Annotated in this window: 22 protein-coding genes and 1 pseudogene; 13 read left to right on the top strand and 10 right to left on the bottom strand. The window is 60.8% G+C overall.

What is annotated here, in order from left to right; all coding sequences use genetic code 11:
* The first annotated feature begins 189 nt into the window (after window positions 1-189).
* Window positions 190-1,041 (top strand): LysM peptidoglycan-binding domain-containing protein, encoded by an 852-nt coding sequence (locus ABD842_RS08390; RefSeq protein WP_345112522.1) that lies wholly within the window; start codon window positions 190-192, stop codon window positions 1,039-1,041.
* Window positions 1,042-1,327: 286 nt separating this feature from the next.
* Here the strand turns inward: ABD842_RS08390 and ABD842_RS08385 are convergent, their stop codons facing one another.
* From ABD842_RS08385 to ABD842_RS08360, 6 genes are all read right to left on the bottom strand, one after another.
* Complete coding sequence (locus ABD842_RS08385; protein WP_345112520.1) at window positions 1,328-2,014, bottom strand: hypothetical protein; 687 nt, start codon at window positions 2,012-2,014, stop codon at window positions 1,328-1,330.
* Window positions 2,015-2,292: 278 nt separating this feature from the next.
* Window positions 2,293-2,967 (bottom strand): response regulator, encoded by a 675-nt coding sequence (locus ABD842_RS08380; protein ID WP_345112518.1) that lies wholly within the window; start codon window positions 2,965-2,967, stop codon window positions 2,293-2,295.
* Window positions 2,960-3,769, bottom strand: coding sequence for a sensor histidine kinase (locus ABD842_RS08375; protein ID WP_345112517.1), 810 nt, complete (start codon window positions 3,767-3,769; stop codon window positions 2,960-2,962). Before ABD842_RS08375 ends, ABD842_RS08380 begins: the two co-directional genes overlap by 8 nt.
* The gene (locus ABD842_RS08370; protein ID WP_345112516.1) at window positions 3,762-4,421 is read right to left on the bottom strand and encodes a hypothetical protein; all 660 of its coding nucleotides are present in this window, start codon (window positions 4,419-4,421) and stop codon (window positions 3,762-3,764) included. The genes ABD842_RS08375 and ABD842_RS08370 overlap by 8 nt, the downstream gene beginning before the upstream one ends.
* Window positions 4,405-4,863 carry a hypothetical protein gene (locus tag ABD842_RS08365; protein ID WP_345112515.1) on the bottom strand — a complete coding sequence of 153 codons (459 nt, stop codon included), beginning with the start codon at window positions 4,861-4,863 and terminating at the stop codon, window positions 4,405-4,407. The genes ABD842_RS08370 and ABD842_RS08365 overlap by 17 nt, the downstream gene beginning before the upstream one ends.
* Before the next feature lie 264 nt (window positions 4,864-5,127).
* Window positions 5,128-5,997, bottom strand: a complete 870-nt coding sequence (locus ABD842_RS08360; RefSeq protein WP_345112513.1) for an SDR family oxidoreductase — start codon at window positions 5,995-5,997, stop codon at window positions 5,128-5,130.
* A 106-nt stretch (window positions 5,998-6,103) separates the two neighbouring features.
* Here ABD842_RS08360 and ABD842_RS08355 point away from each other — a divergent pair, with 106 nt between their 5' ends.
* Complete coding sequence (locus ABD842_RS08355) at window positions 6,104-6,964, top strand: Rossmann-fold NAD(P)-binding domain-containing protein (RefSeq protein WP_345112511.1); 861 nt, start codon at window positions 6,104-6,106, stop codon at window positions 6,962-6,964.
* Between the two features lie 39 nt (window positions 6,965-7,003).
* Window positions 7,004-8,248 carry a BaiN/RdsA family NAD(P)/FAD-dependent oxidoreductase gene (locus ABD842_RS08350; RefSeq protein ID WP_345112509.1) on the top strand — a complete coding sequence of 415 codons (1,245 nt, stop codon included), beginning with the start codon at window positions 7,004-7,006 and terminating at the stop codon, window positions 8,246-8,248.
* Here ABD842_RS08350 and ABD842_RS08345 read toward each other — a convergent pair.
* The gene (locus tag ABD842_RS08345) at window positions 8,245-8,403 is read right to left on the bottom strand and encodes a hypothetical protein (protein ID WP_345112507.1); all 159 of its coding nucleotides are present in this window, start codon (window positions 8,401-8,403) and stop codon (window positions 8,245-8,247) included. The two genes, ABD842_RS08350 and ABD842_RS08345, sit on opposite strands and share 4 nt — an antisense overlap.
* A gap of 226 nt (window positions 8,404-8,629) precedes the next feature.
* On the opposite strand from ABD842_RS08345, the gene ABD842_RS08340 reads away from it, so the two are divergent.
* Window positions 8,630-9,082: a PA2169 family four-helix-bundle protein gene (locus ABD842_RS08340; protein WP_345112505.1), complete on the top strand. Its 453-nt coding sequence runs from the start codon at window positions 8,630-8,632 to the stop codon at window positions 9,080-9,082.
* A 231-nt stretch (window positions 9,083-9,313) separates the two neighbouring features.
* On the opposite strand, the gene ABD842_RS08335 is transcribed toward ABD842_RS08340, so the two are convergent.
* Window positions 9,314-11,218, bottom strand: a complete 1,905-nt coding sequence (locus ABD842_RS08335) for a DEAD/DEAH box helicase (RefSeq protein WP_345112503.1) — start codon at window positions 11,216-11,218, stop codon at window positions 9,314-9,316.
* A gap of 392 nt (window positions 11,219-11,610) precedes the next feature.
* Entirely contained in the window at window positions 11,611-11,802 is a 192-nt protein-coding gene (locus tag ABD842_RS08330; protein ID WP_073110051.1) for a cold-shock protein, read from the bottom strand.
* A 221-nt stretch (window positions 11,803-12,023) separates the two neighbouring features.
* Here ABD842_RS08330 and ABD842_RS08325 point away from each other — a divergent pair, with 221 nt between their 5' ends.
* Window positions 12,024-12,731 (top strand): DNA alkylation repair protein, encoded by a 708-nt coding sequence (locus tag ABD842_RS08325; RefSeq protein ID WP_345112501.1) that lies wholly within the window; start codon window positions 12,024-12,026, stop codon window positions 12,729-12,731.
* Between the two features lie 138 nt (window positions 12,732-12,869).
* Window positions 12,870-13,289 carry an acyl-CoA thioesterase gene (locus ABD842_RS08320; protein ID WP_345112499.1) on the top strand — a complete coding sequence of 140 codons (420 nt, stop codon included), beginning with the start codon at window positions 12,870-12,872 and terminating at the stop codon, window positions 13,287-13,289.
* An 11-nt stretch (window positions 13,290-13,300) separates the two neighbouring features.
* On the opposite strand, the gene ABD842_RS08315 is transcribed toward ABD842_RS08320, so the two are convergent.
* On the bottom strand, window positions 13,301-13,723 hold the full coding sequence (locus tag ABD842_RS08315; protein ID WP_345112497.1) for a YxiG-like protein: 423 nt from the start codon (window positions 13,721-13,723) through the stop codon (window positions 13,301-13,303).
* Between the two features lie 63 nt (window positions 13,724-13,786).
* On the opposite strand from ABD842_RS08315, the pseudogene ABD842_RS08310 reads away from it, so the two are divergent.
* The 7 genes and pseudogenes from ABD842_RS08310 to ABD842_RS08280 form a co-directional block, all read left to right on the top strand.
* Window positions 13,787-14,005, top strand: a pseudogene (locus ABD842_RS08310) (transposase); the annotation flags it as partial.
* Window positions 13,939-14,955 carry an IS3 family transposase gene (locus ABD842_RS08305; RefSeq protein WP_345112524.1) on the top strand — a complete coding sequence of 339 codons (1,017 nt, stop codon included), beginning with the start codon at window positions 13,939-13,941 and terminating at the stop codon, window positions 14,953-14,955. The pseudogene ABD842_RS08310 and the gene ABD842_RS08305, both read left to right, overlap by 67 nt.
* 216 nt (window positions 14,956-15,171) lie before the next feature.
* The gene (locus tag ABD842_RS08300; RefSeq protein WP_345112496.1) at window positions 15,172-18,594 is read left to right on the top strand and encodes a UvrD-helicase domain-containing protein; all 3,423 of its coding nucleotides are present in this window, start codon (window positions 15,172-15,174) and stop codon (window positions 18,592-18,594) included.
* A gap of 161 nt (window positions 18,595-18,755) precedes the next feature.
* A complete protein-coding gene (locus tag ABD842_RS08295) occupies window positions 18,756-20,048 on the top strand; it encodes a TCR/Tet family MFS transporter (protein ID WP_345112494.1) in 1,293 nt (430 codons plus the stop codon).
* A 411-nt stretch (window positions 20,049-20,459) separates the two neighbouring features.
* Window positions 20,460-23,408: a PD-(D/E)XK nuclease family protein gene (locus ABD842_RS08290; protein ID WP_345112492.1), complete on the top strand. Its 2,949-nt coding sequence runs from the start codon at window positions 20,460-20,462 to the stop codon at window positions 23,406-23,408.
* A 133-nt stretch (window positions 23,409-23,541) separates the two neighbouring features.
* Window positions 23,542-23,706 (top strand): tRNA-specific adenosine deaminase, encoded by a 165-nt coding sequence (locus ABD842_RS08285; RefSeq protein WP_345112491.1) that lies wholly within the window; start codon window positions 23,542-23,544, stop codon window positions 23,704-23,706.
* Between the two features lie 170 nt (window positions 23,707-23,876).
* Window positions 23,877-24,467 (top strand): hypothetical protein, encoded by a 591-nt coding sequence (locus ABD842_RS08280; RefSeq protein WP_345112489.1) that lies wholly within the window; start codon window positions 23,877-23,879, stop codon window positions 24,465-24,467.
* Window positions 24,468-24,573 lie beyond the last annotated feature (106 nt).

Below are 24,573 nucleotides of genomic sequence, written 5' to 3'. Positions count from 1 at the left end.
TTCCGACGCGTGGCCACGCGCTACGATAAGCTCGCCGATTCCTACGCCGCGTTTATCCAACTACGCGCCATCACCCTCTGGCTAAATTGAGAACACGCCCTAGCCCACCTGCGGCCCGCCTTCCGGCTCCGGCCCGGTTTGTGTAGCGGCGGCTCGTCCAAGCGTTTATCTTATCTGTCTTCTTCCTGCATGACTTCATTTTTCCGGCTCATTGCTGGCGCCGCCGTGCTGTTTTCCGCCCTGTCGGCCACTCCGGCCCCACCCGACAAGATTACCACCGAGCAGCTGCTCACCCGCCTTACCGCTTCCATCAGCAGCCTCAAAACCCTGCGCTGCAGCGTGCGCGCCCAGGAACGCTCGGCTGGCAAGTACCAGCAGGCCCGCACGGCCATGAAAATGACGTACAACCCGCTGCGGGTATACCTGCGCAACGATAAAGGCATTGAGGTGCTCTGGGTGACGGGGCAGAACGACGGCGACGCCTGGGTGTATCCCAACAGCTTCCCCTACGTAACGCTGAGCCTGGACCCCAACGGGGCCATCATGCGGCGCAACCAGCACCACAGCGCCCTCGACGCCGGCTTTGGCACCATTGCCGACATCATCAAGGGCTCAACCCAGCGGCAGGACCACACCTTCGAGCGGACCTTCCGCTACGCCGGCGACACCACCATCACGGGCCGGCCCTGCCACATCCTGCGGTCCGACTTTCCGCAGTTCCGCTACGTGACCTACAAAACCACCAAGGCCGAAACCGTGGCCAGCATTGCCGACCGGTTCGGCTGCGGGGAGTTCCGCATCGTGGAGCGCAACGACCTGAGCATCGACGTGCCGGTACCCGCCGGCAAAACCCTGCAGGTGCCCAACGGCTACGGGCGCCGTACCATCGTCTGCGTGGACCAGAAGCTGTTGCTGCCCCTGGTGGTGCAGGTGCACGATGATAAGGGGCTGTTCGAGAAGTTCGAATTCTCCGATGTGGTGCCCAACCAGCCGATTGCGGCCGCCGAGTTTGCCAAGGGCTACAAGGGCTATAAATTATAGCAGTACCGATCAGAACCCGACATTCAGAAAAACGCCTCCGGCCAGACCGGAGGCGTTTTCGTTAATAGACAAGCCGGATTATTCCATTTTCGCAAGCTACACAGCAGAAAGTCAGCCTTTAGACTTATGCTGCCTATTACCGCTACTGCAGACTTAAATAAGCCTATAGCTGACCGTCAAGACGGTATGTACCGCGGCAAGGGCTGGCATTGCTTTAGTGTTATTTGATGCCCTTAGAAAAAGCTTTTACTTTATTCAAGCCCGCAGAATTTCCTGGCTCAATACTCTATTCCTGGCTAGGATTATAGAGATACTTGACGACAGTGTAAGTGTAATCGTAAGAGTACTCTTCGTGAGACCCGCAGGTCACTTTAACGAACCAGTCACTGGTTGATTCAGATGAGTAAACGTACACAAAATTCGTTTCCACGACATTGAGAACTGGAATCAGTGAAATCAAGCCGATAACAGTCCCAAAACAATCCGTCACTTTACTTTTGCTCGTCTGGGCTTGTATATCGCCCATTTGATCGTTGAGGTACGTTGTCATTGCCGATACGTCACCGCCCAAGCCGCCTAGAATAGCATTGAAAAACTCCTGATTGATACTGGTAGCCGTTCCTGAGCCTTGCTCCGTTAAACTATCAACTTCAGTCTGCCCCATACCATCAATAGAATTCATGGCCGTAACCATTGATGCCTGGTTCAGAAGGTACAGACCTTTCACTACTTCCTCGCCGCTTGTCGCTTTTACCGCATCTTTTATTTTTGAAGGAATTGTCAGCGCTGCAGTAAACGCGTTGGTTACCTTGGCAATAATATCCGACGACCAGGTATCGTCAAGGTAGGCAAATAGGAAGTCCGAACTTGCACTGAATAGCCACTTGCCATTATCAGTAACAATTACCTGGTAGTTTTTTTCCGAAGATTGAGATTGAGAATTCTTTGCGGAAGACGAATGCGCAGTTTTCATGAAGAAAGTGGTTTGCCAGTGAATGGTATCTACTCTTGGTTCGGCTTTTCGATTTCCGCCGTTGTCAGGGTGAAGCTTCGGTTGACAAGTCAAAGGAAGCGGGTTGCCCCCGGCAGTTTCAGCGCAGAACTACCCGATTACGGAATCAGGTAGTTCTACCTGGTTGGGCCGGCAGACCAAAGTGCGCCAGGCGGCAGCGCCCCGGGGCGTTGCCTGGTTTGGTTCTTACCTTGCGGCCGGCAAGCCGGCGGCCCAAGGCCGGGCGTCGGCAGGCCAGGCTAAAAAGGCACGTCAAACAAGTGGTTTTTCACGGCAAACAGCACCAGCCCGGCCGTATTGCGGCACCCGGTTTTGAGCAGCAGGTTATTACGGTGGCCTTCCACCGTGCGCACGCTTAGAAACAGCTTTTCCGCAATTTCCGGGGTGGAATACTCTTGGCAGATCAGCTGCAGAACCTCCTTTTCACGGTTGGTAAACTCAACCGGCAGGCTGCTGAACCCGACGATGGGCGCGGCCGGGTAGCTATGGGTGCTCTGCACCGCTTTGAGCACCTGCGGGTTCATGTAAAACCCGCTCCGGTACACCGTCTGAATAGCCAGCACCAGCTCTTCCCGGTTGCAGTTTTTGGCCAGGTAGGCCGAGGCGCCGGCGGCAATCATCCTGGCAATAAGCCGCTCCTGGGTATGCACCGATAGCACAATGACCTTTATATGCGGGTAGTGGCGGTGCAGCTGCTGGTTGAGTTCTACCCCGTTCATGCCCGGCATATTCAGGTCCATCAGCACCACGTCGGGCAACACGGGCAGGGCGGCGCACAGCTCCAGAAAGGCTGGGCCACTCCCGGCCTCGGCCACCTGCTCAAAGTCGGCTTCCCCGCGGATCAAGGCCAGCAGACTTTCCCGAAACAGGGTCTGATCATCCACTACGGCCACCCGAATCCGGTCCTTATGCATGGGCGGGCGCAGCTACGGCTTGGAGCGGAATACGGGCCTTGAAGGCAAAGCCCTGGCCCGGGGCAGCCCGTACGGTATGGCTGGCCTGCATGATGGCCAGCCGGCTTTCGATGTTGCTGGTCCCCATGCCGGCTTTACGCTGGCCCGGTTTGGGCGTAATACCCTGGCCGTTGTCCTGGTAGGAAACCAGCAAAGCGTTTTCATCCGTCCCGAACCCCAGATGAATCTGGCTGGCCCCGGAATGCTTGAGCGTATTGTTCAACAGCTCCTCCACGATGCGGTACAGGGCCGCGGCGTGGGTCGACGAGAGCTGGTCGAGCAACGGGCCAGCCTCATTCTGCAGGCTGAAGCGCAGCTTACCCGCGTTGTTGACCAGATCGGCCAGCTCCTCGACGGCATCCGTAAAGCCGTACAGGTCCAGGCTGACCGGCGACAGATTGTGCGAGATGTGCCGGACCTCGTTGATGACTTTGTCAATGATAGTCTTGCAGGAGGCCGTGAAAAGGGCCAGCGAAGCGGGCGTACCGGCCGCCTGCTGGTACATTTCCACCGTCATGCGCAGATTCGCCAGCACCGTCCCCACGTCATCGTGCAGGTTCTGGCCGATGCGCTTGCGCTCCGTCTCCTGGGAGCGGATAACGGCTTCCAGCAGCGCTATCTGATACTGTAGCTGGGCTTTTTGCATCTGCTCGGCCTGTTTGGCCAGCTTGGTCTGATTACGAAAGTGAATCAGCACAAAAAAAACAACCATGCTGAAGGTGCCAACAATGCTCAGGAGAATCAGCCCGTACAGATTATCCATTTTTCTCAGCTCCCATAAACCCAACGGCTACCAATCCATACATGATTAAGACCAGCGTCGCATGCAGTATGCCTATTACATACTGGCCCTGCGTGCTGGTATGCTCATAGAGTACGTTAGAAAAAGCGAACATAAATACCGCGCTGCCAAAGTATTGGAGCAAACCAAAATTCATCCACTTGTGCGTTTGTGCCCCGGACTTGAAATCGTCTTCGGTAAGAAAATAGTAACACCCCAGCAACATTACAATAATGGCAGCCAGTGCCCGGGGGTACGAGTTAAAAGCAAATATGCTTTGCAACAGCAAAAAATTCAGGATGGCCGCAATAGAAAAGCCGACGCCCAGCACGTGAATCAGCTGATGCAGGGGCCTCTCGGTCAGAATTCTATCGTAGTAAGCCAGGATCAACAACAGTTCAATGATGGTATAGATATGCAGCAAAGGCAGATTATTGCGGTGGGCCTGCGCAATCAGGCTGGCCAAAATATTGGCAACCCCGGAAACAACGAGGTAAGTGAAAACAAGCTGTAGTCCGGGCTGAGCATAGACGCGCTTATAGACGCCTATGCTCAACGGCAGAGCTACGGAAGCCGGCAGAAATACCCCGACATAGAAATTGCTGATCCGGATAAAATCAGCGCTGGGGCTCATCAAGCTTGACATACAGCTCACTGGCCAGGTCGCAGAAAACGGGGCAGGGCCGGGTAAAGTCGTAGACCGCCGTTTTTTCTTCGTTGCCATCGAGGGCAACCAGATCCTGGTAGCCACCCGACTCCGATTTAAGCACGGGCACTACCAACCCCGTAACCTGGTAGGGGTCCACCATCTTACTATCATTATCAATTGGCTGGTTGAGGGCAAAGTAAACCCGTATTCCTTCCGTGTCTTTGTATTTCTCCTTGAGCTTGTCCAGGTCATCATGGCTGATGAAAATTGCCCGGGGCACCTGGTCCTGGTTTTTTTCAAAGTACGGTATCATATTGACTGCTTCCAGCCAGTTGGTAACCCGGGCGCGGGCTTCCGCCAGGGGAATACAAGGGTACGCGTCCACCGGATTCTGACTTTTCGGGTGTTTTTCAAAAGAGTTTTCCATGGCTACTTGAATGAGTTTGAAGTGACCTAAATGTTGAGAGTACAACAATACATTCTTTTATTTGGCTGCCAGTAATTCTGCCGCAAGAATTTTTCTCAAAACGATTTGGGTAGAAAATACAGATAATCGTGCTACTACCTATCAATACTGAACGACGGTACCGGAGGGGCAAATACGCCGAAATGCCAACAAGGCAAACGGGAGCTGCAAATTACTGCAGCTCCCGTTTGCCTTGTTTATCCAATAGCCCCAGGCCGCTTTTTTTTAGCGGCGCATGGCTTTTTCTATTTCGTCCCACATCGGGGCCGGAATCATTTCCAGCTTGTTGAATTCACCGGCCCCGTTGAGCCACTCGCCCCCGTCGATGGTCACGACTTCCCCATTGACGTAGGCCGAGAAGTCCGACACGAGGTAGGCGGCCAGGTTGGCCAGCTCCTGGTATTCGCCCACCCGCTTGAGGGGCACGGACGCGGCCGGGTCGAGCTTTTCGGCCAGGGGCGCGGGAAACAGGCGGCTCCAGGCGCCTTCCGTCGGAAACGGGCCGGGGGCAATGGCGTTGGAGCGGATGCCGTACTTGGCCCACTCCACGGCCAAAGAGCGGGTCATGGCCAGCACGCCGGCCTTGGCGGCGGCGGAGGGCACCACGTAGGCCGAGCCCACCGAGGCGTAGGTGGTCACGATATTGAGCACGGTGCCGGGCTTCTTGTCGGCAATCCAGCGCTTGCCGAAAGCCAGCGTGCAGTTGTAGGAGCCGCGCAGCACGATGTCCACAATCACGTCGAAGGCCTTGTGGGAGAGGCGCTCGGTGGGCGAAATGAAGTTGCCGGCGGCGTTGTTCAGCAGCACGTCGACGCCCCCGAACTCGGCAATGGTCTGCTCCAGCATGGCCTCCACCTCGTTGTACTTGCGTACGTCGCACTGCACGGCCAGCACCCGGCCGCCGGTTTGGGCGCGCAGCTCCGCAGCCGTTTTTTCCAGCACCTCCAGCTTGCGGCTGGTGATGGTCACGTTGGCGCCCAACTGCAGAAAGTACGTGGTCATGGCGCGGCCCAGGCCGGTGCCGCCGCCGGTCACGACGATGGTTTTGCCTTGGAGTGCGTTGTCGCGGAGCATGGGTTGGGTGTAAGCAGGCATAGCAGGAAGGGCTGAGAAGAATGGTGGGGAAAGCTGCAAGAACGGGATTTGCCGGCTTTTGCCCACCAAATATTCTGGCGAAGGAATTTTTGCCACCTTTGGCCCAATGACTGTTTCTTCTCCTGCTTCCCCCGCCGCCAAGCTCACGGTGGCCGTGCTCGGCTGCGGCTGGCTGGGCCTGCCGCTGGCCAAGGCCCTGGTGGGGGCCGGCTACCCCGTCGTGGGCTCCACCACTACCCCGGCCCAGCTGCTCACCCTGCGCGACGCGGGCATCACGCCCTACCTGCTGCGCCTGGGCCCCGACTTTATGTCCACCGACGCCGATACCCTGCGCACCATGCTCACCGGCGTCGACGTGCTGGTGCTCAACGTGCCCCCCCGGGCCGCGGCGGCCAACAACTACCCCGGCCTGCTGCGGCCGGTGGGCAGCGTGGTGGCTTCCGTGGGCGTGCGCCACGTGCTGTTCGTGAGCTCCACCAGCGTGTATCCCGACGCGCCCCGCGCCATGACGGAGTCCGACGCCGTGTCCTCGCCCGATGCGGCGTCGGATCTGCTGCGCGCCGAGGGCCACTTCACACCCCGCCGCGGGCAGTGGCTGGGCACGGTGGTCCGCTTCGGCGGCCTGATCGGGCCCGAGCGGCCCCCGGGGCGCTTTCTGGCCGGCCGGCAGAACCTGCCCAATGCCGACGCGCCGGTCAACCTGATCCACCTGGATGACTGCATCGGGCTGCTGACCAGCATTATTGCCGAAAAAGCCTGGGGCTACACCTTCAACGCCTGCGCCGGCCACCACCCCACCCGCCGGGAGTTCTACACCGCCGCGGCCGGGAAGCTGAGCCTCGACGCGCCGACCTTCGACCCGCAGAAAAACCAGTCCGGCAAGCTTATCGACAGCAGCCTGCTGGCCCGCACGCTCCCCTACCGGTTTCGGCACGACAACCTGCTGGCCGCCCTGGATTATTGCTGATGCCAGGCCCCGGCAGGTTATCTTTGCCGGGTGAAGGACATGAATTCGACGGTAGCAGTATTGGGGGGCGGGGCCGCCGGTTTTTTTGGGGCCATTGCCTGCGCCGAGGCCAACCCGCGCCTGACGGTGTATCTGCTGGAGAAAACCGGCAAGCTGCTCAGCAAAGTGCGCGTGTCGGGCGGGGGACGCTGCAATGTGACCCACAACTGCTCCTCCGTGGCCCAGCTGATTCAGCACTACCCGCGCGGGGCCAAACAGCTCAAAGACCCGTTCCATAAGTTCGGGGCCCAGGATACGGTGCAGTGGTTCGAAAAGCGCGGCGTGCCCCTCAAAACGGAAGCCGACGGCCGCATGTTTCCCGTCACCGACTCGTCCGAAACCATTGCCCAGTGCCTGCTCGACACCGCCCACCGCGCCGGCGTGCGGGTGCTGCTGAGCACCAACGCCGAGCGGATTGAGCCCCTGCCCGGCGGCGGCTTTGCCCTGCACCTGACCGGCGCCAGCCCCCGGGTGCTGCCCGTGCAGCGCCTGCTGGTAGCCACCGGCGGCCTGCCCAAAGCGGACGGCTACAACTGGCTGCGGGCCCTGGGGCACAGCGTGGTGGAGCCGGTGCCGTCGTTGTTTACCTTCAACGTGCCCAGCTCCCCGCTCAAGGAGCTGATGGGTGTGAGCGTGCCGGTAGCCCGGGTGGTGCTGGCCGGCGAAAAGCTCGAGTACGAAGGCCCGCTGCTGATTACGCACTGGGGCATCAGCGGCCCGGCGGTGCTCAAGCTCTCGGCCTGGGGGGCCCGCCGCCTCCACGAGCTGCAGTACACCGGCACGGCCCTGGTCAACTGGATTCCGACCTACACCGAGGAAACCCTGCGCCAGTGGCTGCACGTGTTCCGCGACGACAACGGCCGCAAAGTGGTGCTCTCAAACCCGCTCTTTGGCCTGCCCCAGCGCCTGTGGCGCACCCTGGCCGAGCAGGCCGGCGTGGGCACCGACACCCGGTGGAGCGAGCTGCCGGCCAAAACCCAGAACCGCCTGATTGAGCTGCTGCTGCGCATGCCGCTGGCCGTGCGGGGCAAAACCACCTTCAAGGAGGAATTCGTCACCTGCGGAGGCATTCCGCTCGGCGAGGTCAACCTGAAAACCATGGAAAGCCGCCTGCACCCCGGCCTGCACTTCGCCGGCGAGGTGCTCGACATCGACGGCATCACCGGGGGCTTCAACTTCCAGGCCGCCTGGACCACCGGCTTCCTGGCCGGGCAGGCCCTGAGTCAGCCGGCCGCCGCTGGCTAAGGCCCGTGCCGCCCGGTCGTGACAATCACGGCAGCGAGGATACAAATCATGACCGCTGCCGTGAAAATCACGGGAACGGTCATGAAATTCATCCGACCTGCCGTGAAAATCACGGGAGCGGCCATGAAATTCATCGGTGCTCGGATGAATTTCATGCGACATCGGATAAAATTCGCCCGACCTACTATAAAAATCAGGCGTCGTCGGATAAAATTCATCCGACGACGCCTGATTTTTATCCGGCAGCCTGCGCTGACAACCAGAGGCCGTTGGCGGGTGTAGGCCCGTATTTGATAAGGGGCACGGCGCAACCCAAACCGCGCCCGGGCAGTAAAGAGAGACACTAGTTCTTTCCTCTACAACCCAAACGACCCACTGTCCATGGAAGCCAAAGCAACCCAGGCCCTCGCCAACGAACTCATCGAAACCCTCAAGGACGGTCAGAAAGGCTACGCCGAAGCCATGACCGACGTGGAAGATGCGGACCTGAAGGAGACGTTCAAGAAATACGCCGCCCAGCGGTCCAGCTACATCACGGAGCTGGAAGACCAGATGCACAAGCTCAACCTGCATCCCGACGAGGAAAGCTCCATCACCGGCACCATTCACCGGGCCTTCATCAACCTGAAGGGCATCGTGACCAGCAAGGACCGCCACAGCATCCTGGCCGAGTGCGAGCGGGGCGAAGACTACGCCAAGACAGCCTATCAAACCGCTCTGAAAGCCCAGGATATGCCCGCCGGCCTGAAAACCGTGATTGAAAAGCAGTACCAGGGCATACAGCAGGGCCACGACGAAATGCGTAACCTGCGCGACGCCTCCGCCAAGAAGTAATTAACCGACTACCGGCCGCTGGCTTACAGTTGTCTGATAAAAAGGCCTTCCCTTGACTGGGAAGGCCTTTTTGTTGCCGTGCATTGCTCCTTACTGCTCATCGAATGGCGGCACCGCTCTTTGACGCTTACCCGTTGCAGCAGCGAAGCTACTACCGATAGAAAACAGGCCGCATAAAAAAAGCCTCTCCGAATCTGGAGAGGCTTTTTTGCAATTTATCTGCTGGCGCAACTAGTCGCGCTTGCCTTTGTAGCCACCGCCACCGCTGCCGTAGGAGCTGCCGCCGTCGCGCTTGCCTTTGTAGCCACCGCCACCGCTGCCGTAGGAGCTGCCCCCGTCGCGGTTACCGCCGTAGCTGCTGCCGCCATCCCGGTTGCCGTAGCTGCCGCTGCGGTTGCCGCCGAAGCTGCTGCCCCCGCGCTGCCCACCACCGTAAGACGAGCCGCCTTCGCGGTTGCCGTACGGAGCCCGGCGAGCCGGACGGTTGTCTTCGGCACCGAAGCCGCCGGGGCCACGGGTGTTGCCTTCCTGCTGGGCATCCCCTTCCTGACGCGGCGTGGCAATGTTAAAGGCCACCGGACGGCCCTGGATGGAGCTGCGGCCGAGTTTCTCGATAACTTCATCCACGTATTCGGAAGGCACTTCCACGAAGCTGAACTTGTCGTAGAGGGCAATGTCGCCGACTTTGCTGCCGGTAAGGGCAGTATTTTCGGCAATCAGGTCCACGATGTCGCGCGGATGCACCCGGTCTTTCTTGCCCATGGTCACAAACAGACGGGTGAAGCCCGGACGCACGGCGCCTTGCTGGCGGCCGGCTTCGAGACTCTTCTCGGCCTGCTTGTCTTCTTTCATCGTCATGCGGAGCAGGGCAGCGGCCACGTCCAACGACGTGATATCCTCTTCCTGGTCGAGCAGACGCTGCACGCGCTGCACGTATTTCTCCAGCTTGCCCTTCTCAATGATGTCCTTGATCTGGGCCAGGAACAGCGTGGTTTTCACCTCCGATACGTCTTCGAAGGACGGAATCCGCTCCTGCTTGATGTTGGCCTTGGTGAAGCGCATGATGTCGCGCAGCTTGTAGATGTCGCGGCCACTCACGAAGGTGAAGGCTTTGCCCAGCTTGCCGGCGCGGCCCGTGCGGCCGATGCGGTGGACGTAGTACTCTTCGTCGGCCGGCAGGTCGTAGTTCACCACGGCCTCCACGTTCTCCACGTCGATGCCGCGGGCGGCTACGTCGGTGGCAACCAGGATTTCCAGGGTGCCCTTACGGAATTTGTCGAGCGTGTTCTGGCGCTGCTGCTGGCCCATGTCGCCGTGCAGACCGTCGGCGAAGTAGCCGCGGGCCTGCAGTTCAGCCACGCACTCGTCTACCATGCGCTTGGTGTTGCAGAAAACGATGGTCGACTTGAGGTTGTACATGTCGATGATGCGGGACAGCACGTCCTTTTTCATCGGGTTGCGCACCTCGTAGTACATCTGCTCGATGTTCGTAACGGTCAGCTCCTGGTGGTTGACTTTTACGATCTGCGGATTTTTCTGGTACTTCTTGGTGAGCTCCATGATCGGCTTGCTCATCGTGGCCGAGAAAAACACCGTCTGGCGCTCCTCGGGCATTTTGCTCAGCACAATCTCGATGTCCTCGCGGAAGCCCATGTCGAGCATCTCGTCGGCTTCATCCAGAATGATCTTGGTGGCTTTGTCCAGCTTCAGCGTACCGCGCTCGAGGTGGTCCATCACGCGGCCAGGCGTACCGATGACGATCTGCACGCCGCGCTCCAGGGCCTGGAACTGCCGGTCGTAGCTCTGACCACCGTAGATCGGCACGACGGCCAGACCACGCTTATACTTGCCCAGCTTCTGGATTTCGCCCGAAACCTGTACCGCCAGCTCGCGCGTGGGGCACAGAATCAGTACCTGAACGGCTTTGCTGTCGGTATCAACACCTTCGATGGCGGGAATGCCGAACGCGGCGGTTTTACCGGTACCCGTCTGGGCCTGACCGATAACGTCCTGACCAGCCATCAGGACCGGGATTGCGGCGGTCTGGATAGGGGATGCTTCTTCGTAACCGAGGTCGGTGATAGCACGCATCATCTCTGCCGAGAGATTCAGCTCTTCAAATTTTACTTTTTCCATGACTTTGTTAGATGGAATGGGAGACACTAGCTCTGAAAACAGCGGATTCAGCGACGTTCCTCTCCCACTCAACAACAACGACAAGCGACGGAAGCAACGGACGGAAGACGAAGGCGGCCAGCCTATTAGATTACTGCAGCCTATGCAGCGCGGAACATGGCCGTTCTCAATGCGGCTGCAAAGGTACGGATTTTCCGCTATAAAAGACAGGAGGCTGGCATTCTATTGCTGAAATTCCCAGAATACCCCTGGGCGTTCTGAGCTAGCTAAAGGGGTTTAACGAGTAGGAGCTACTCATTGGTTCCGGAGCACCAACTGCCAATAAGGGCTAAACGCAAAGAAGCCCGCACTGCTGCGGGCTTCTTTGTTTCATCCGAAGACGAGAGGTCAAGCTAAACCAACGACACCTTTACGGCGTTGAGGCCTTTTTTGCCCTGTGCAACTTCGAATTGCACTTTGTCATTTTCGCGAATCTCATCAACGAGGTCACTTACGTGCACGAAGATGTCTTCACCTGATTGGTCTACTTTAATGAAGCCAAAGCCCTTGGTGTCATTGAAGAATTTTACTGTTCCTGTCTGCATGTTGTTTGATTATGTATGTCATCTAAGTAAAGTGGCCATGAGATCTGCTATGGCCCCTTACGGAACAGCTTGCAGATGGCGTGATGCACATTTCTTAAACTTAGGCAAATATACGACTTTACCCCAGAGTAGTTCGATCTTGGGGCGGATAAAGGCTCAGGTATCATTGCCGGCAAAGCAAATACTGCCTTCATTCGATCTAAAGCATGTTTTAAGCTTTTATGACCTTCGAAGAAATATTCACCCAGCTGCGTTCTTTGGGCTCTGAGCATACCCAGAAGACGTACAAGCGCCACGGTAGCGGCGAAAATGTCTTTGGCGTCAGCTTCGCCAACTATGCCTTGCTGAAGAAACAATTCGTGGGCCGGGGCAAGGATAAGCAGCGCGCCCACGCCCTAGCCCGGCAGCTCTGGCAAACCCAGAACATCGACGCCCGGAGCCTGGCGACCCTGATTGCCGACCCGCAACAGCTGACCGAGGCGGAGGTAATGGGCTGGGTGGCGGATATTCACTACCACGCCCTGGCGGATCTGTTTGCCGTACTGCTGTTTCAGGCCCCATGCAGGCAAAAGAAGATGAACGAGTGGCTTTCGGCTCCCCAGGAAATGCTGCAGCGCATTGCCTACACCCTGCTGGGTCGGCTGGCCCTGGAGGACCGTTCACTACCGGAATCCTTCTTTGAGGCGCATGTACAGCGCCTCGAGCCGCTGCTGCACGCGGCCCCCAACCGGGCTAAAGAAGCCATGAACAGCGCGCTGATCAGTATCGGGAGCCGCTCGGAGGCGCTGCGGCACGCCGTGGAGCAGGCCGCCGACCGCTTGGGTCCCATCCGCATCGACCACGGCGACACGAGCTGCCAGACCTTCGTGATTCGGGAGTACCTGGAACGGATTTGGGCGCGCAAGCAGAAGCTGACCAACAAAGAGTAGGATTGCTGGCTCCTGCTTAGCGGTGTAAAGATGCATCCTTGCTTCCCGCCGTCATAAAAAATCATCTTGCCGACTCTGATGTAGAGACGTCAGGATCCGTCTCTACATCAGAGTCGGCCAAATATCAACAGGGCACATATGGAGAATACCATCGACTCCTTCCGCTTCTCCCACACTATCCAGGTCGTGGAAGCCGATATTGACGAGCTCAACCACGCCAACAACGTGCAGTACGTACGCTGGGTGCAGGATATTGCCAGCGCCCATTGGCTGACGGCCTACCCACCCGCCGCCGAGCCCAGTCCTTATATGTGGGTGGTGATGGAACACCGCATCCGCTACCGGCAGCCCGCCCTGCTCGGCGACGAGCTGCGCTGCACCACCTGGGTGGGCGAAGTGCGCGGGGCCCAGTCCCAGCGCTTCACCCGCATCGAGCGGACGGCCGACGATGCGCTGCTCTGCGAAGCCGAAACCCAGTGGGCATTCCTCGACCCGCAGACGTTGCGGCCCCGGCGGGTGACGGAGGACGTTATTGAGAGGTTGATGGGGGAGGTGTAGGGGTTGTCAATCTATTCTCCGAACGGAAAGAAAACTTGGCTTATCAGCCCGGTCTCGTTGTTAAGCTTTCTGATATCCCAAGTACTATAAACCAAATTGATCCTCATAATGTCGGCTTCAACTTGGACCTCCTGCATCGGCTTATTCAGCTTCTGCGTCCACGCTTGAGCTTTTGCTGAATTTTCTATGGGTGAAAATCCAGGATAAGCCGTTGCCCAATTTGCTCCCCAAACATAGCCTTCTGGTTGGCCTGCTTTTTCATATTCCTTCATATCTATAAAGCAGTTGTCCCAAGACTCAATAAGAGTTTCACTACCAGTTATTATTTGATAGTTCATTTCGTAACAATGCCTGAATGCAACTAGATACTGTCCTGCTAAAGGCTCATTCCACAAGGTTTCAATATGGAAATAGTAGTCCCGCTGATAAGGCATGAAGCCGTGGGATGAGGTGGTCTAGCTAAAACGGACAGTGAGCAGTCTTAACTTTCACTGCCCATGACCGAGAAACTGAATCCTGGCGGCTTACCCGCCACCCGCAAGAAATATACGCCGGCCTTTAAGGCGGAGTGCGTGCGCCAGGTGGCCGCTGGTGCCCGGCAAAGCGACGTGTCCCGTGCCCAGGGCATTTCGCCCGCGCTGCTGGGGCGCTGGCAACGCCAGGCCCTGGAAGCAGCCGTACCCAGCAGCGCCGAGCGGGACGAAATCAGGCAGCTGCGCGCCACGCTCAAGCGCGTGGAAATGGAGCGCGATATTTTAAAAAAAGTCGTGACCATCTTTTCCCAACCGCCTCAGTCATGAGCCGCTTTGAGTTCATTCACGCCTGCGTGGAGCCATGGCCCGTGCAAGTGCTTTGCCGCGTGCTAGGCGTCAGCTGCGCCGGCTATTACCAGTGGCAGGGCCGCGCCCCGGCTACGCCCACGCCGTGGCAGGGAGCGGCGCACGCCGCCTTCACGCGCCACGCCCGGCGCTACGGCACCCGCCGCCTGCGGGCGGAATTGCGCGCCGAGGGCCACGCCGTAGGACGCTACGCGCTGCGCTCGTGGCTGCACCGGCACGGGCTGCGGGCGCTGAGCACCCGCCCGCAACGCCCCCGCACGACCGTGGCCGACCCGGCGGCCGTGGTAGCCGAAAACCGGCTGCTCGGCCAGCCCGCGCCCACGGCCCTGAACCAGGTGTGGGTGGGCGACATCACGTACTTGCCCCTGGTGGGCGGGCGCTGGTGCTACCTGGCCACCTGGCGCGACGCTTGTTCGCGCCGGGTCGTGGGCTGGCACCTGGCCGCCCAGATGCCCACCGAACTCGTGCTCCTGGCCCTGGAACAGGCCCTGACCCTGCGTCAACCCGCGCCAGGCTTGATTATTCACGCTGACCGCGGCAGCCAATATACCAGCACCGCCTGCCGCGCCCGCATCGAACAGGCGGAGGCCGTGCCCAGCTTCAGCCGGCCGGGCAACCCCTACGACAACGCGCAGGCCGAAGCCGGCTGGAGCACGCTCAAAACCGAACTGCTGCCCGGCGGCAGCCCATTTGCCTCGCTGGAAGAAGCCCGTTTGGAGGTAGCACACTACCTCGACACGTACTTCAACCTGGACCGTCGCCACTCCGCCCTCGGCTACCGCTCGCCCCATCAATTTGAACAAGACCTCAAACGCAACCTACCTTAGCTCACTGTCTGTTTCTACTGGACCACCCCAGGAGAGAATGGCAGTATCTAGTAGCGAGTCTAAGGTTATTGACGAAAGATCTGGTTGGGTTGTCATAGCTTGAGTACGGTGTAGTTGGATGTCTTTAAATATTTTGCAGGCTGACAGCAATCTATCCACAAAAACTCTATTCCCGCCACTTATACCCTATTTTGCGGGCCACTACGTCCCTCCCCCATGCCCGCCACCTTCCGCATCTATTCCTCGTCCGCCGGCTCCGGCAAAACCTACCAGCTGACCAAGGAATACCTGAAGCTAGCGCTGGGCTCCGAAGACCCGTCCTATTTCAAGAGTATTCTGGCCATCACCTTTACTAATGATGCGGCCGGGGAAATGAAGGAGCGCATCATTGGCGCACTCCGCAAGTTTGCGTATCCAGCCGCGGAGGGCAAGCCTGATATGCTACTGGCTGAGGTAGCGGCGGAACTGTGGGAAGCCGGGCAGCTGCCACGCCGGCTGGATACGGCGGCTGAGCAGCAGCAGGAAGTGCAGCGCCGGGCCCAGGAAACCTTCCGCCTGGTGCTCTACCACTACGCCGATTTCGCCGTGAGCACCATCGACTCCTTCGTGCAGCGCATCGTGACGGCCTTCACCCGGGAGCTGGGCCTGCCGGCCACCTTTGAGGTAGAGCTGGATACGGATGCCGTGCTGCAAAGCGCCGTAGCTCTGCTGCTCGACAAGGTGAACCGCGACCCGAACTCGGCTTTGCTGTCGAAAACGCTGGCGGAATATGCGCTGGGCAAGGCCGAGGAAGGCCGCAGCTGGAACACGCTGCCCGACGAGCTGGTGAAGTTCGGCAAGTACCTGTTCAACGAAAGCGTGCACGAGGCCGTGGGCCAGCTCCAGCTGCTGACCATGCAGGACTTCCGCCGCCTCCACGAAACCATCCGCAAGCGCCGCCAGGAAATTGAGGCCGAAGTGCAGCTGGCTGCCCAAAAGGCGCTGGATGCCATCAGCGGGCAGGGCCTGGAGCCGGTGCGGCTGGCGGGCGGGGCCAACGGCGTGTACACCCACTTTTCCAAGTGGGCACGCTGGCTCGAAGACGGCAACACCCCTACCGCTACCGCCAGCAAGGTGGCCGACTCGGGCAAGTGGAGCAGCGGGGCCGGTGACAAGGAGCCGTTCAAAAGCCGCATCGAAGCCATTAAGCCTACGCTGCACGACGCTTTCCGGGAGCTGGAGAAGCTGCGGGCGTTGCACCTGCCCGGCTACTTATTGCTGAGCGGCATGCAGCCCTACCTGTTTCATGCCTCGCTGCTGAGCGAGCTGAGCAAGATTGTGGACCAGCTGAGCCGGGAGCGAAACGTGGTGCTCATCAGCGAGTTCAACCGCCGCATTGCCAGCATCGTGCTGACCGAGCCGGTACCCTTTCTCTACGAGCGGCTCGGCGACCGGTACCAGCACCTGCTCATCGATGAGTTTCAGGACACCTCGGTGCTGCAGTGGAACAACCTGCTGCCGCTGGTGGAAAACGCCGTATCGACCGACAACCTGAGCCTGGCCGTGGGCGACGCCAAGCAGGCCATCTACCGCTGGCGGGGCGGGGAGATGGAGCAGATTCTGCGCCTGCACCAGGGCCAGACCGAACACCTCTATAAGCGTGCTACCGACCCCGAGATGCAGGAGCTGCTGCGCGAGCGGTACCTCACGCTGGACCAGACCCTGGAATCGGTGTCGCTGAACACCAACTTCCGCTCGGCGGCCGAGATTATCGGTTTCAACAACGACTTCTTCACCCAGGTCAGCCAGACGCACGCGCAGTTTGGGCTGGTGCAGGGCATCTACGACGAAGGCTTTCAGCAGCAGGCACCGCCGAATGCCCCGCCGGCCGGCCACGTCGAGATTCTCTTCACCCAAAACGATGCGCCGGCCCGCCGCTTCTCCCCCGCCGCCAGCGCCTACACCGAGCAGGAGCTGCCCGGCCACCTGCCCGGCGCCACGCTCGACTACGCCGAAAGCACGCTCTACCTGACGCTGCAACTGGTGGAGCAGGCCCTGCACGACGGCTTTCAGCTGCGCGACGTGGCCGTGCTCTGCCGCACGCGCAACAGCAGCCGGCTGGTGGCCAAGTTTCTGAAGGAGCGCGGCTACGCCATTATTTCGGCCGACTCCCTGTCCCTGGAATTTGCGGACGTGGTGAACCTGCTGGTGGCCATTTTCCGGGTGCTGAACCAACCCGTCGATACGCTGGCCCGGGCCGAGGCCCTGCTGCTGGTCGATAAGGTGGTGCGGCGCCTGGCCCCGACGCCGGCCCGGGCCCGGGCCATCGGGGTGCTGGCGAAGGAGGAAGCGGCCGAGCCGTTTTTCGACCATTTGCGCGAGCTGGGCTACGACGTACGGGAGCCCGAAGTGGGCAACCTGGGGCTCTACGAGCTGACTGAGCGGCTTATCGGCACCTTCGGGCTGCTGGGCCGCAACGGGGAAAGCGAGTACCTGTTCCGCTTCCTCGACCTGACCCTGGAGTACAGCCTGCGCTTCGGCAACAACCTCAACAACTTCCTCACCTACTGGGACCAGCGCAAAAGTGCCCTGAGCATCAACGCCCCCGGCGGCCGCGACGCCATTACCATCACCACCGTGCATAAGGCCAAGGGACTGGCCTACGGCGTGGTCATCGTGCCCTTTGCCGACTGGAGTCTGGAGCCTCACCGCAACACCCTGCTCTGGGGCCGGCTGGCCGAGGAAGACAAGCCCCTGCCCCAGATGCCGGCCGTGGCCGTGGTGCCGCTGAGCGGACTGCTGCTACACACGCCGCTGGCCACCCAATACGCCGAAGAGCGGGAAAAAACCTTCCTCGAAGGCCTCAACATGCTCTACGTGGCCTTCACCCGCCCCCGCCACCGCCTCTACGCCATTGCCGAGCGGCCCCGGCCCACCAAAGCCGCCGCGGCCGATGACGCCCCCGTGGCCGCGGCCCGCACCGTGAGCCAGCTGCTGCACCGCTTCCTGGTCGATACCCAGCAGTGGGACGACGAGCAGGTGGCTTTTGTGCTGGCGACGGGCAGCCGTCCCGGGGAAAAGCCCCAGGCCAAAGACAAAAAACCCGACACCTACCCCCTGCTTAACCTGGGCACCGCGCCCTGGGAAGAGCGCCTGCGCCTGCGCCGGCACGCTAACACGGTGTTCGACTTCGACGAGCAGCAGGTGCGCAACGAATGGAACCGCAAGCTGCACTACGCCCTGCGCCGGGTGGTGCTGGCCGCCGACGTGGAGCGCGTGGCCACCCAGCTGGCGGCCGAGGGGCTGATCAGCCTGCGCGAGAAGCCGGAGCTGGTAGCCAAGCTGCGGCAGGTAGTCGCCCACCCGCAGCTGGCCCATTTTTTCAGCCCGCGGGTGGCGGTGGAAACGGAGCGCGAAATTCTGGTGGGCGGCGTGAAGCGCCGCGACTACCAGCCCGACCGGGTGGTCTTTGAAGCGCTGGGCGGAACCCGCAGCCGCGCGGGCACCCGCGTCACGCTGCTGGACTTTCGGGTGCCCCCGCCCCAGGACCAGCACCGCCGCCTGCTGCAGGAGTACGCGGGCCTGTTCCGGCAGCTCCGCTACCAGGAGGTGCAGTGCGTGCTCTACTACTTCGATACGGAAGAGGTGGTGGCGTTTTAGCACTGCAAAAACTCGTCCGTCATCCTGAGCATCCCGCCCTTCTAGCGGTGACGCAGGACCTTCCACTTCGCCACTGCTAGAAGCGCGGGATGCTCAGGATGACAGGTGGGAAAAACGCCCTGAATCCTCTTTACCTTGCGGCCCCGCTCATTTCCTTCATCATGTCCGACAAACGCCAGGCTGCCCTAGGGTTCATCTTCGTTACGCTGCTGCTGGACGTTATCGGGTTTGGCATCATCATTCCGGTGCTGCCCAAGCTGATCGGGCAGCTGCTGGGCGGGCAGCTGAGCCCGGCCGAGCGGCTCAGTGAGGCGGCTAAGTACGGCGGCTGGCTGATGTTTGCCTTCGCCAGCATGCAGTTCCTGTTTTCGCCGGTGCTGGGCAACCTTTCCGACCAGTACGGCCGGCGGCCGGTGCTGCTGATTGCCCTCTTCGGCTTCGGCCTCGACTACCTGTTTCTGGCCTTCGCGCCCAGCCTGGGGTGGCTGTTCGTGGGCCGCATCATTGCCGGCATCACCGGGGCCAGCTTCTCCACGGCCTCAGCCTACATTGCCGACATCAGCCCGCCCGAGAAGCGGGCCCAGAACTTCGGCCTCATTGGCGCGGCCTTCGGCGTGGGCTTCATCATCGGGCCGGTGCTGGGCGGACTACTGGGCCATTACGGGCCGCGGGTGCCGTTTCTGGCCGCCGCCGCCCTCACGCTCTGCAACTGGCTCTACGGCTACTTTATCCTGCCCGAGTCCCTGGACAAGGAGCACCGCCGGCCTTTCGACCTGAAGCGCGCCAACCCAGCCGGCTCCCTCAAGCAGCTGCGGCGCTACCCCGTCATTCTGGGCATGGTGGGCTCGCTGGTGTGCATCTACCTGGCCGGGCACGCCACCCAGAGCACCTGGTCCTATTATACCATGTACAAGTTCAGCTGGAATGAAAAGTGGGTGGGCTACTCGCTCGGGGCCGTGGGCCTGATGACGGCCCTGGTGCAGGGCCTGCTCATTCGCTGGGTGAACCCCAAGCTGGGGCCCAAACGCTCGGTGTTTATCGGGCTGGGCATGTACGCGGTGGGGTTCGTGCTGTTTGCCTTTGCCGCCAAGGGCTGGATGATGTTCGCCTTCCTGGTGCCCTACTGCCTGGGCGGCATTGCCGGCCCGGCCCTGCAGGGCATCATGAGCGGGCAGGTGGCGGCCAACGAGCAGGGCGAGCTGCAGGGCGCCCTGACCAGCCTCATCAGCCTGACCTCCATCGTGGGGCCGCCGTTCATGACCAACCTGTTTTCCTACTTCACCGGCCCCGCCGCCCCCGTCCATTTCCCCGGCGCGGCCTTTCTGATGGGCGCCGTGCTGGCCGTGGTGAGCATGGGGCTGGCAGTCCGGTCGTTGGCCAGCTACGTGGTGCCTGATGCCGCGTCGGGAGCCACCGAGCTGGTAGAGCCCAATGCCACCGAGGCGCACTTGTAGCACCGCCGGCCCCGCCGCAAGCCGGTCAGTACCCGGGCTCAGCGCTACTGGTAGCCTCCGAAGGCCTTCGAACAGGCTCTGCATCAGTGCGGGAGGGCTCCGAAGGCCTTCGGACAGGCCCTGCACCGGTGCGGGAGGGCTCCGAAGGCCTTCGGACAGGCCCTGCACCGGTGCGGGAGGGCTCCGAAGGCCTTCGGACAGGCCCTGCACCGGTGCGGGAGGGCTCCGAAGGCCTTCGGACAGGCCCTGCACCGGTGCGGGACGATGCCAAAGCCTTTAACTGCCTATTGGCAGGGCTGAAGTCCCGGAATCATCCCGCGCCGGCTCAGTTTGCGCCGTATCTTTAAGCCTCTGGCGGGCTGTCGAACCCCAAACCCGCTCTGAATACGCTAGTATCTCCCGCTGCCTCGTATGCTTACCACCCCTACTACCGCTGCCCCCACCGTTGCCACCACCTCCTTCCTGGCGCAGATGGCCCGGGACCTGACTACGCGCTTTGCTCCGGAAGACCTCTCGGAGCTGGTGGTGGTGGTGCCCACGCGGCGGGCGGTGGTGTATCTGAAAAACGAGCTGGCCATGGCCACCGGCGCGGGCGAGGCGCTGTGGAGCCCGCGGGTGGCGGCCATGGAAGACTACATGACCGAGCTGGCCGGCGTGCAGGTCGAAGAGCCCATTACCCTGCAGCTCATGCTGTTCGACATCCTGCGCGACATCGACCCCAGCCTGGACTTCGACCGGTTCGTGGGCTGGTCGGGGCTGCTGCTGCAGGACTTCTCCAGTCTCGACCAGAACCTGGCCCCGGCCGACAAGGTGTTTGAGTACCTTTCCCAGGCCAAGGCTCTGGAGCGCTGGGAGCTGTCGGAAGCCCCGGCGGCCCAGTCGATGACGGGCGCCTACTTCAGGTTCTGGGACGACCTGCAAAAGGTGTACAAGCAGCTGCGGCAGCGGATGCTGGCCGGGCACGTGGCCTACCCCGGCATGGCTTACCGGCTGGCGGTGGAAAAGCTCACGGCCCGCCTCAGCCAGGGCGAGCAGCTGCCCTACCACGTCTTTCTGGGCCTGGGCTACCTGTCGCGGGCCGAGGAGCGCCTGATTCAGCTGCTGCTCAAGGACCGCCGCGCCGAGGTGCAGTTCGACGGCGACGCCTTTTACCTCGACCACGACTCGCCCAACCGGGCCGGCCAGCACCTGCGCCGCTACCGCAAAAACTGGGAGCTGCCCAACGAAGCCTTCGGCGGGCCGGCCAACCTGCTGCGCGGGCTGGAGCGGGAGGTGCGCTTCGTGGGCGTGGCCAACGCCAGCATGCAGGGCAAAGTGGCCGGCCAGCTTTTGGCCGAAGCCCGCCAGCGCCACCCCACCGGCACCGTGGCCATCGTGCTGCCCGACGAAACCCTGCTGCTGCCCGTGCTCCACGGCCTGCCCCCGGCCGCCGTGCCCGACTACAACGTGACCATGGGCCTGAGCTTCCAGAGCACGCCCCTGTTCAACCTCGTGGATCTGCTCTTCGAAGTGCACCTGACCGGCATCCGCGAGGGCGCCGACGGGCAGGACTACGGCGTGCCCCGCTACCACCACCTGGCCGTGACCAAGCTGCTGGGCCACCCGTTTCTGCGCCGCTTCCAGCTCTGGCAGAACCGCCAGGAAGACCAGCCCCAGTACCACGGTTTGCTGGATAAGGTGTGCCGCGAAATCGTGCGGCGCAACGCCGTGCTGCTGCCTGCCACTGAGCTGGAGGAGCTGGGCCAGCACCACCCGCTCATCGAGGCCCTGTTCAAAACCTGGGACACCTGCGACGACATCATCGCGGCCTGCTACACGCTCATCAACCTGCTCAAGCAGGTGTACCAGGACCAGCATTCGGCCATTGAGGCGGAGTACCTGTACCTGTTCTTTACCCTGGTAAAGCGGCTCGACTCGGTGTTCGACTGCCGGGAGCAGCGGCTGTCGGTGCGCTCCTTCCGCCGGTTTCTCTACGACCAGATGACCAGCACCCGCCTGCCCTTCAGCGGGGAGCCCATTGCTGATATTCAGGTGATGGGCCTGCTCGAAACCCGGGCCCTGGACTTCGACCACGTCATCATCCTGAGCTGCAACGAGAACGTGCTGCCGGCCCCCAAGCGCCACGGCTCCCTGTTTCCCTACGACCTGCTCAGCCAGTTTCAGCTGCCCACCTACGCCGACCACGAAGCCGCCACCGCCTACACCTTCTGGCGCCTGCTGCAGCGCGCCCGCCACGTCGATCTTATTCATGTGCTGCCCGGGGCCGAGGGCACCCGCACCGGCGAGCGAAGCCGCTTCCTGCTCCAGCTGGAGCACGACCTGGCCCCGCAGAACCCCAACCTGACCCTGCTCCGCCTCACCGCCGCCGCCGTGGAGGACGAGGCCCTGACCGACGGCTACGAAGGCGACCTGGTGCTGGAAAAAGACCCCGAAATGCTGGCCGCCCTGCGCGCCCGCCTCGAAAACGGCCTCTCGCCCTCGGCACTGAACGAGTACCTTAAGTGCAGCCTGCGCTTCTACTTCAACCGCCTGGCCAAGTTCAGCGAAAACGACGAGGTGGAGGAAAAGCTGGGCGCCGACGGCTTCGGCACGGCCGTACACAAGGCCCTGGAAATGCTGCTGCTGCCCTTCGCCGAGGACAGCCGGGAGCTGACCGCCGCCGACATCCCGGGCCTGCTGCTGCGCGTGCCCAAAGAGGTGGCCGACGCCCTCTGGCAGGCCGAGGAAGAGCATCACGCCCGCCCCGACGAGGGCCTCAACCACGTGCTGGGCCAGGTAGCCGAACAGCTTGTGCGCCGCTACCTCGAAAGCCTGCCGGGCCAGCCCGACGTGCTGCCGCTGCGTATCAAGGGGCTCGAAACCAGGCTTCACGCCACCGTCTTTGTGCCGCTGGCTGACGGCAGCCAGCTCAACCTGCGCCTGATCGGTACCGCCGACCGCCTCGACGAGCTGCCCGACGGCCGCCTGCGGGTAGTGGACTACAAAACCGGGCTGGTGCGGGCCACCGAGCTGCGCCTCAACAGCAAGGGCGATGCCGCGGCCGCCCGGCACAAGCTGCTCACCGACGCCGATTCCGGCCCCGAAAAGGTGCGCCAGCTCTGGCTCTACCGCTACATGCTCGAAAGCCAGGACCGCCCCGCCGCCGATGCCGCCATCATGTCCTTGCGCAGCATCGGGGAAGGCCTGCTCACGGCCGACATGTCGTTTCTGACCGCCGAGGGTCAGTCGTTCAGGGCAGCCAGCGAGGAGCTGATCGGGGAATTTGCCCGCCGCATCCTCGACCCCCAGGAGCCGATTCGCAAGACCGACGACCTGAAGCGCTGCGAGTACTGCCCCTACCGCGGCATCTGCGCACGGTAGCGCGGTACCTTCAGGCCGGCCGGGGCGCAACGCTGCCTGGCAGCCGGACCTTGCGCGGCGGCCCGCTATATTCGCCCAGCAACTCACTCTCTCACCAAGACGCGCCGTACGCGTTTTTAGAATCCCAGATACCATGGACCAATTCATGCAGGCCGCCATCGACGAGGCACGCTTAGGCCGCCGGGAAGGCGGCATTCCCATCGGCTCGGTGCTCGTGCGCAACGGCGAAATCGTGGCCAAGGGTCACAACAAGCGCGTGCAGGAGCTGAACCCGATCAAGCACGGCGAGATGTCTTAGCCTACTAAAATCTGGCTTTACAAGCTCCAAACGCATCTTTTTGTTTAATATTGTTTGGCTTGCCCCACTTTTTTCACCTTTATTGTGACAGTATCCTATCTCATATAGGGTGCTTATCCAGCGGTTTGCAATTAGATTAATCTGTAACTTTAGATAAGCAGCTAGCACTCATGACGCCAAAGCAAGCTGACCGGTTGAGGAAGAAAATCACCGACATTCGACGAGTACTTGCGGCTGAGAAGAGGAAGTTTGGCTGGTATGATGACAGCCGTGGACTCCGTTACTTTCCGACCAAATACTACATACAACTCGGTGATGTTGCGGGCGGGCTAACTTACACCAGATGGTTTGCCAAGAACTTCCCGGATGATGCCGGTTTCCCTGCCTTTCTGTTCGAATGGTTAGTCATCCTGTTCAAAAACAAAAAGATTAAAGAAGCAGAGCAGAAAGCTATCGAGACCTTTTGCTCGGATATCCACCTTTTGAACAGCTTTTTAGGCAGACCTCATGCGGTAAGTGAGCCATGGGAAGATGAGCCTAGAACAGACAGTCTTTGGGCTGAATACTTTGGCTCCCTTGGTACAGAGGTATCTCTAACTGACTTTGCGGAGTGGCTCACCGGCTTTATGGCAACAGAAAGGTTCTTGACTAACGCTGGCAAGTACGTTGACCTACGTAGGCAATTACAGGGAGAGCATAACGTAGAGCAGCGACGACACTTAGTCGCGCAGCTAGGAGAAATTGCTCGTATCACCGGATAGCTTGAGGTGGTCTAGTCGAGGCGCACAGAAACAGGACGTATATTTCCTGAGTCATGACCGCAAAAAAGAGCAAGACTATGCCGGATAAGCGGCGCAAATACGACGA

It is taken from the genome of Hymenobacter algoricola, assembly GCF_039539525.1.
Taxonomy (GTDB): domain Bacteria; phylum Bacteroidota; class Bacteroidia; order Cytophagales; family Hymenobacteraceae; genus Hymenobacter; species Hymenobacter algoricola.
This window is presented reverse-complemented; position numbering and strand designations above follow the sequence as displayed.

Coding starts and splice junctions, on each gene's coding strand:
- ABD842_RS08375 (WP_345112517.1), bottom strand. CDS start 3,769: ATGGATAATCTGTACGGGCTGATTCTCCTGAGCATTGTTGGCACCTTC.
- ABD842_RS08300 (WP_345112496.1), top strand. CDS start 15,172: ATGCCCGCCACCTTCCGCATCTATTCCTCGTCCGCCGGCTCCGGCAAA.
- ABD842_RS08330 (WP_073110051.1), bottom strand. CDS start 11,802: ATGCAGACAGGAACAGTAAAATTCTTCAATGACACCAAGGGCTTTGGC.
- ABD842_RS08390 (WP_345112522.1), top strand. CDS start 190: ATGACTTCATTTTTCCGGCTCATTGCTGGCGCCGCCGTGCTGTTTTCC.
- ABD842_RS08345 (WP_345112507.1), bottom strand. CDS start 8,403: ATGAAATTCATCCGAGCACCGATGAATTTCATGGCCGCTCCCGTGATT.
- ABD842_RS08340 (WP_345112505.1), top strand. CDS start 8,630: ATGGAAGCCAAAGCAACCCAGGCCCTCGCCAACGAACTCATCGAAACC.
- ABD842_RS08290 (WP_345112492.1), top strand. CDS start 20,460: ATGCTTACCACCCCTACTACCGCTGCCCCCACCGTTGCCACCACCTCC.
- ABD842_RS08385 (WP_345112520.1), bottom strand. CDS start 2,014: ATGAAAACTGCGCATTCGTCTTCCGCAAAGAATTCTCAATCTCAATCT.
- ABD842_RS08325 (WP_345112501.1), top strand. CDS start 12,024: ATGACCTTCGAAGAAATATTCACCCAGCTGCGTTCTTTGGGCTCTGAG.
- ABD842_RS08350 (WP_345112509.1), top strand. CDS start 7,004: ATGAATTCGACGGTAGCAGTATTGGGGGGCGGGGCCGCCGGTTTTTTT.
- ABD842_RS08355 (WP_345112511.1), top strand. CDS start 6,104: ATGACTGTTTCTTCTCCTGCTTCCCCCGCCGCCAAGCTCACGGTGGCC.
- ABD842_RS08360 (WP_345112513.1), bottom strand. CDS start 5,997: ATGCCTGCTTACACCCAACCCATGCTCCGCGACAACGCACTCCAAGGC.
- ABD842_RS08320 (WP_345112499.1), top strand. CDS start 12,870: ATGGAGAATACCATCGACTCCTTCCGCTTCTCCCACACTATCCAGGTC.
- ABD842_RS08280 (WP_345112489.1), top strand. CDS start 23,877: ATGACGCCAAAGCAAGCTGACCGGTTGAGGAAGAAAATCACCGACATT.
- ABD842_RS08380 (WP_345112518.1), bottom strand. CDS start 2,967: ATGCATAAGGACCGGATTCGGGTGGCCGTAGTGGATGATCAGACCCTG.
- ABD842_RS08285 (WP_345112491.1), top strand. CDS start 23,542: ATGGACCAATTCATGCAGGCCGCCATCGACGAGGCACGCTTAGGCCGC.
- ABD842_RS08295 (WP_345112494.1), top strand. CDS start 18,756: ATGTCCGACAAACGCCAGGCTGCCCTAGGGTTCATCTTCGTTACGCTG.
- ABD842_RS08365 (WP_345112515.1), bottom strand. CDS start 4,863: ATGGAAAACTCTTTTGAAAAACACCCGAAAAGTCAGAATCCGGTGGAC.
- ABD842_RS08370 (WP_345112516.1), bottom strand. CDS start 4,421: ATGAGCCCCAGCGCTGATTTTATCCGGATCAGCAATTTCTATGTCGGG.
- ABD842_RS08335 (WP_345112503.1), bottom strand. CDS start 11,218: ATGGAAAAAGTAAAATTTGAAGAGCTGAATCTCTCGGCAGAGATGATG.
- ABD842_RS08315 (WP_345112497.1), bottom strand. CDS start 13,723: ATGCCTTATCAGCGGGACTACTATTTCCATATTGAAACCTTGTGGAAT.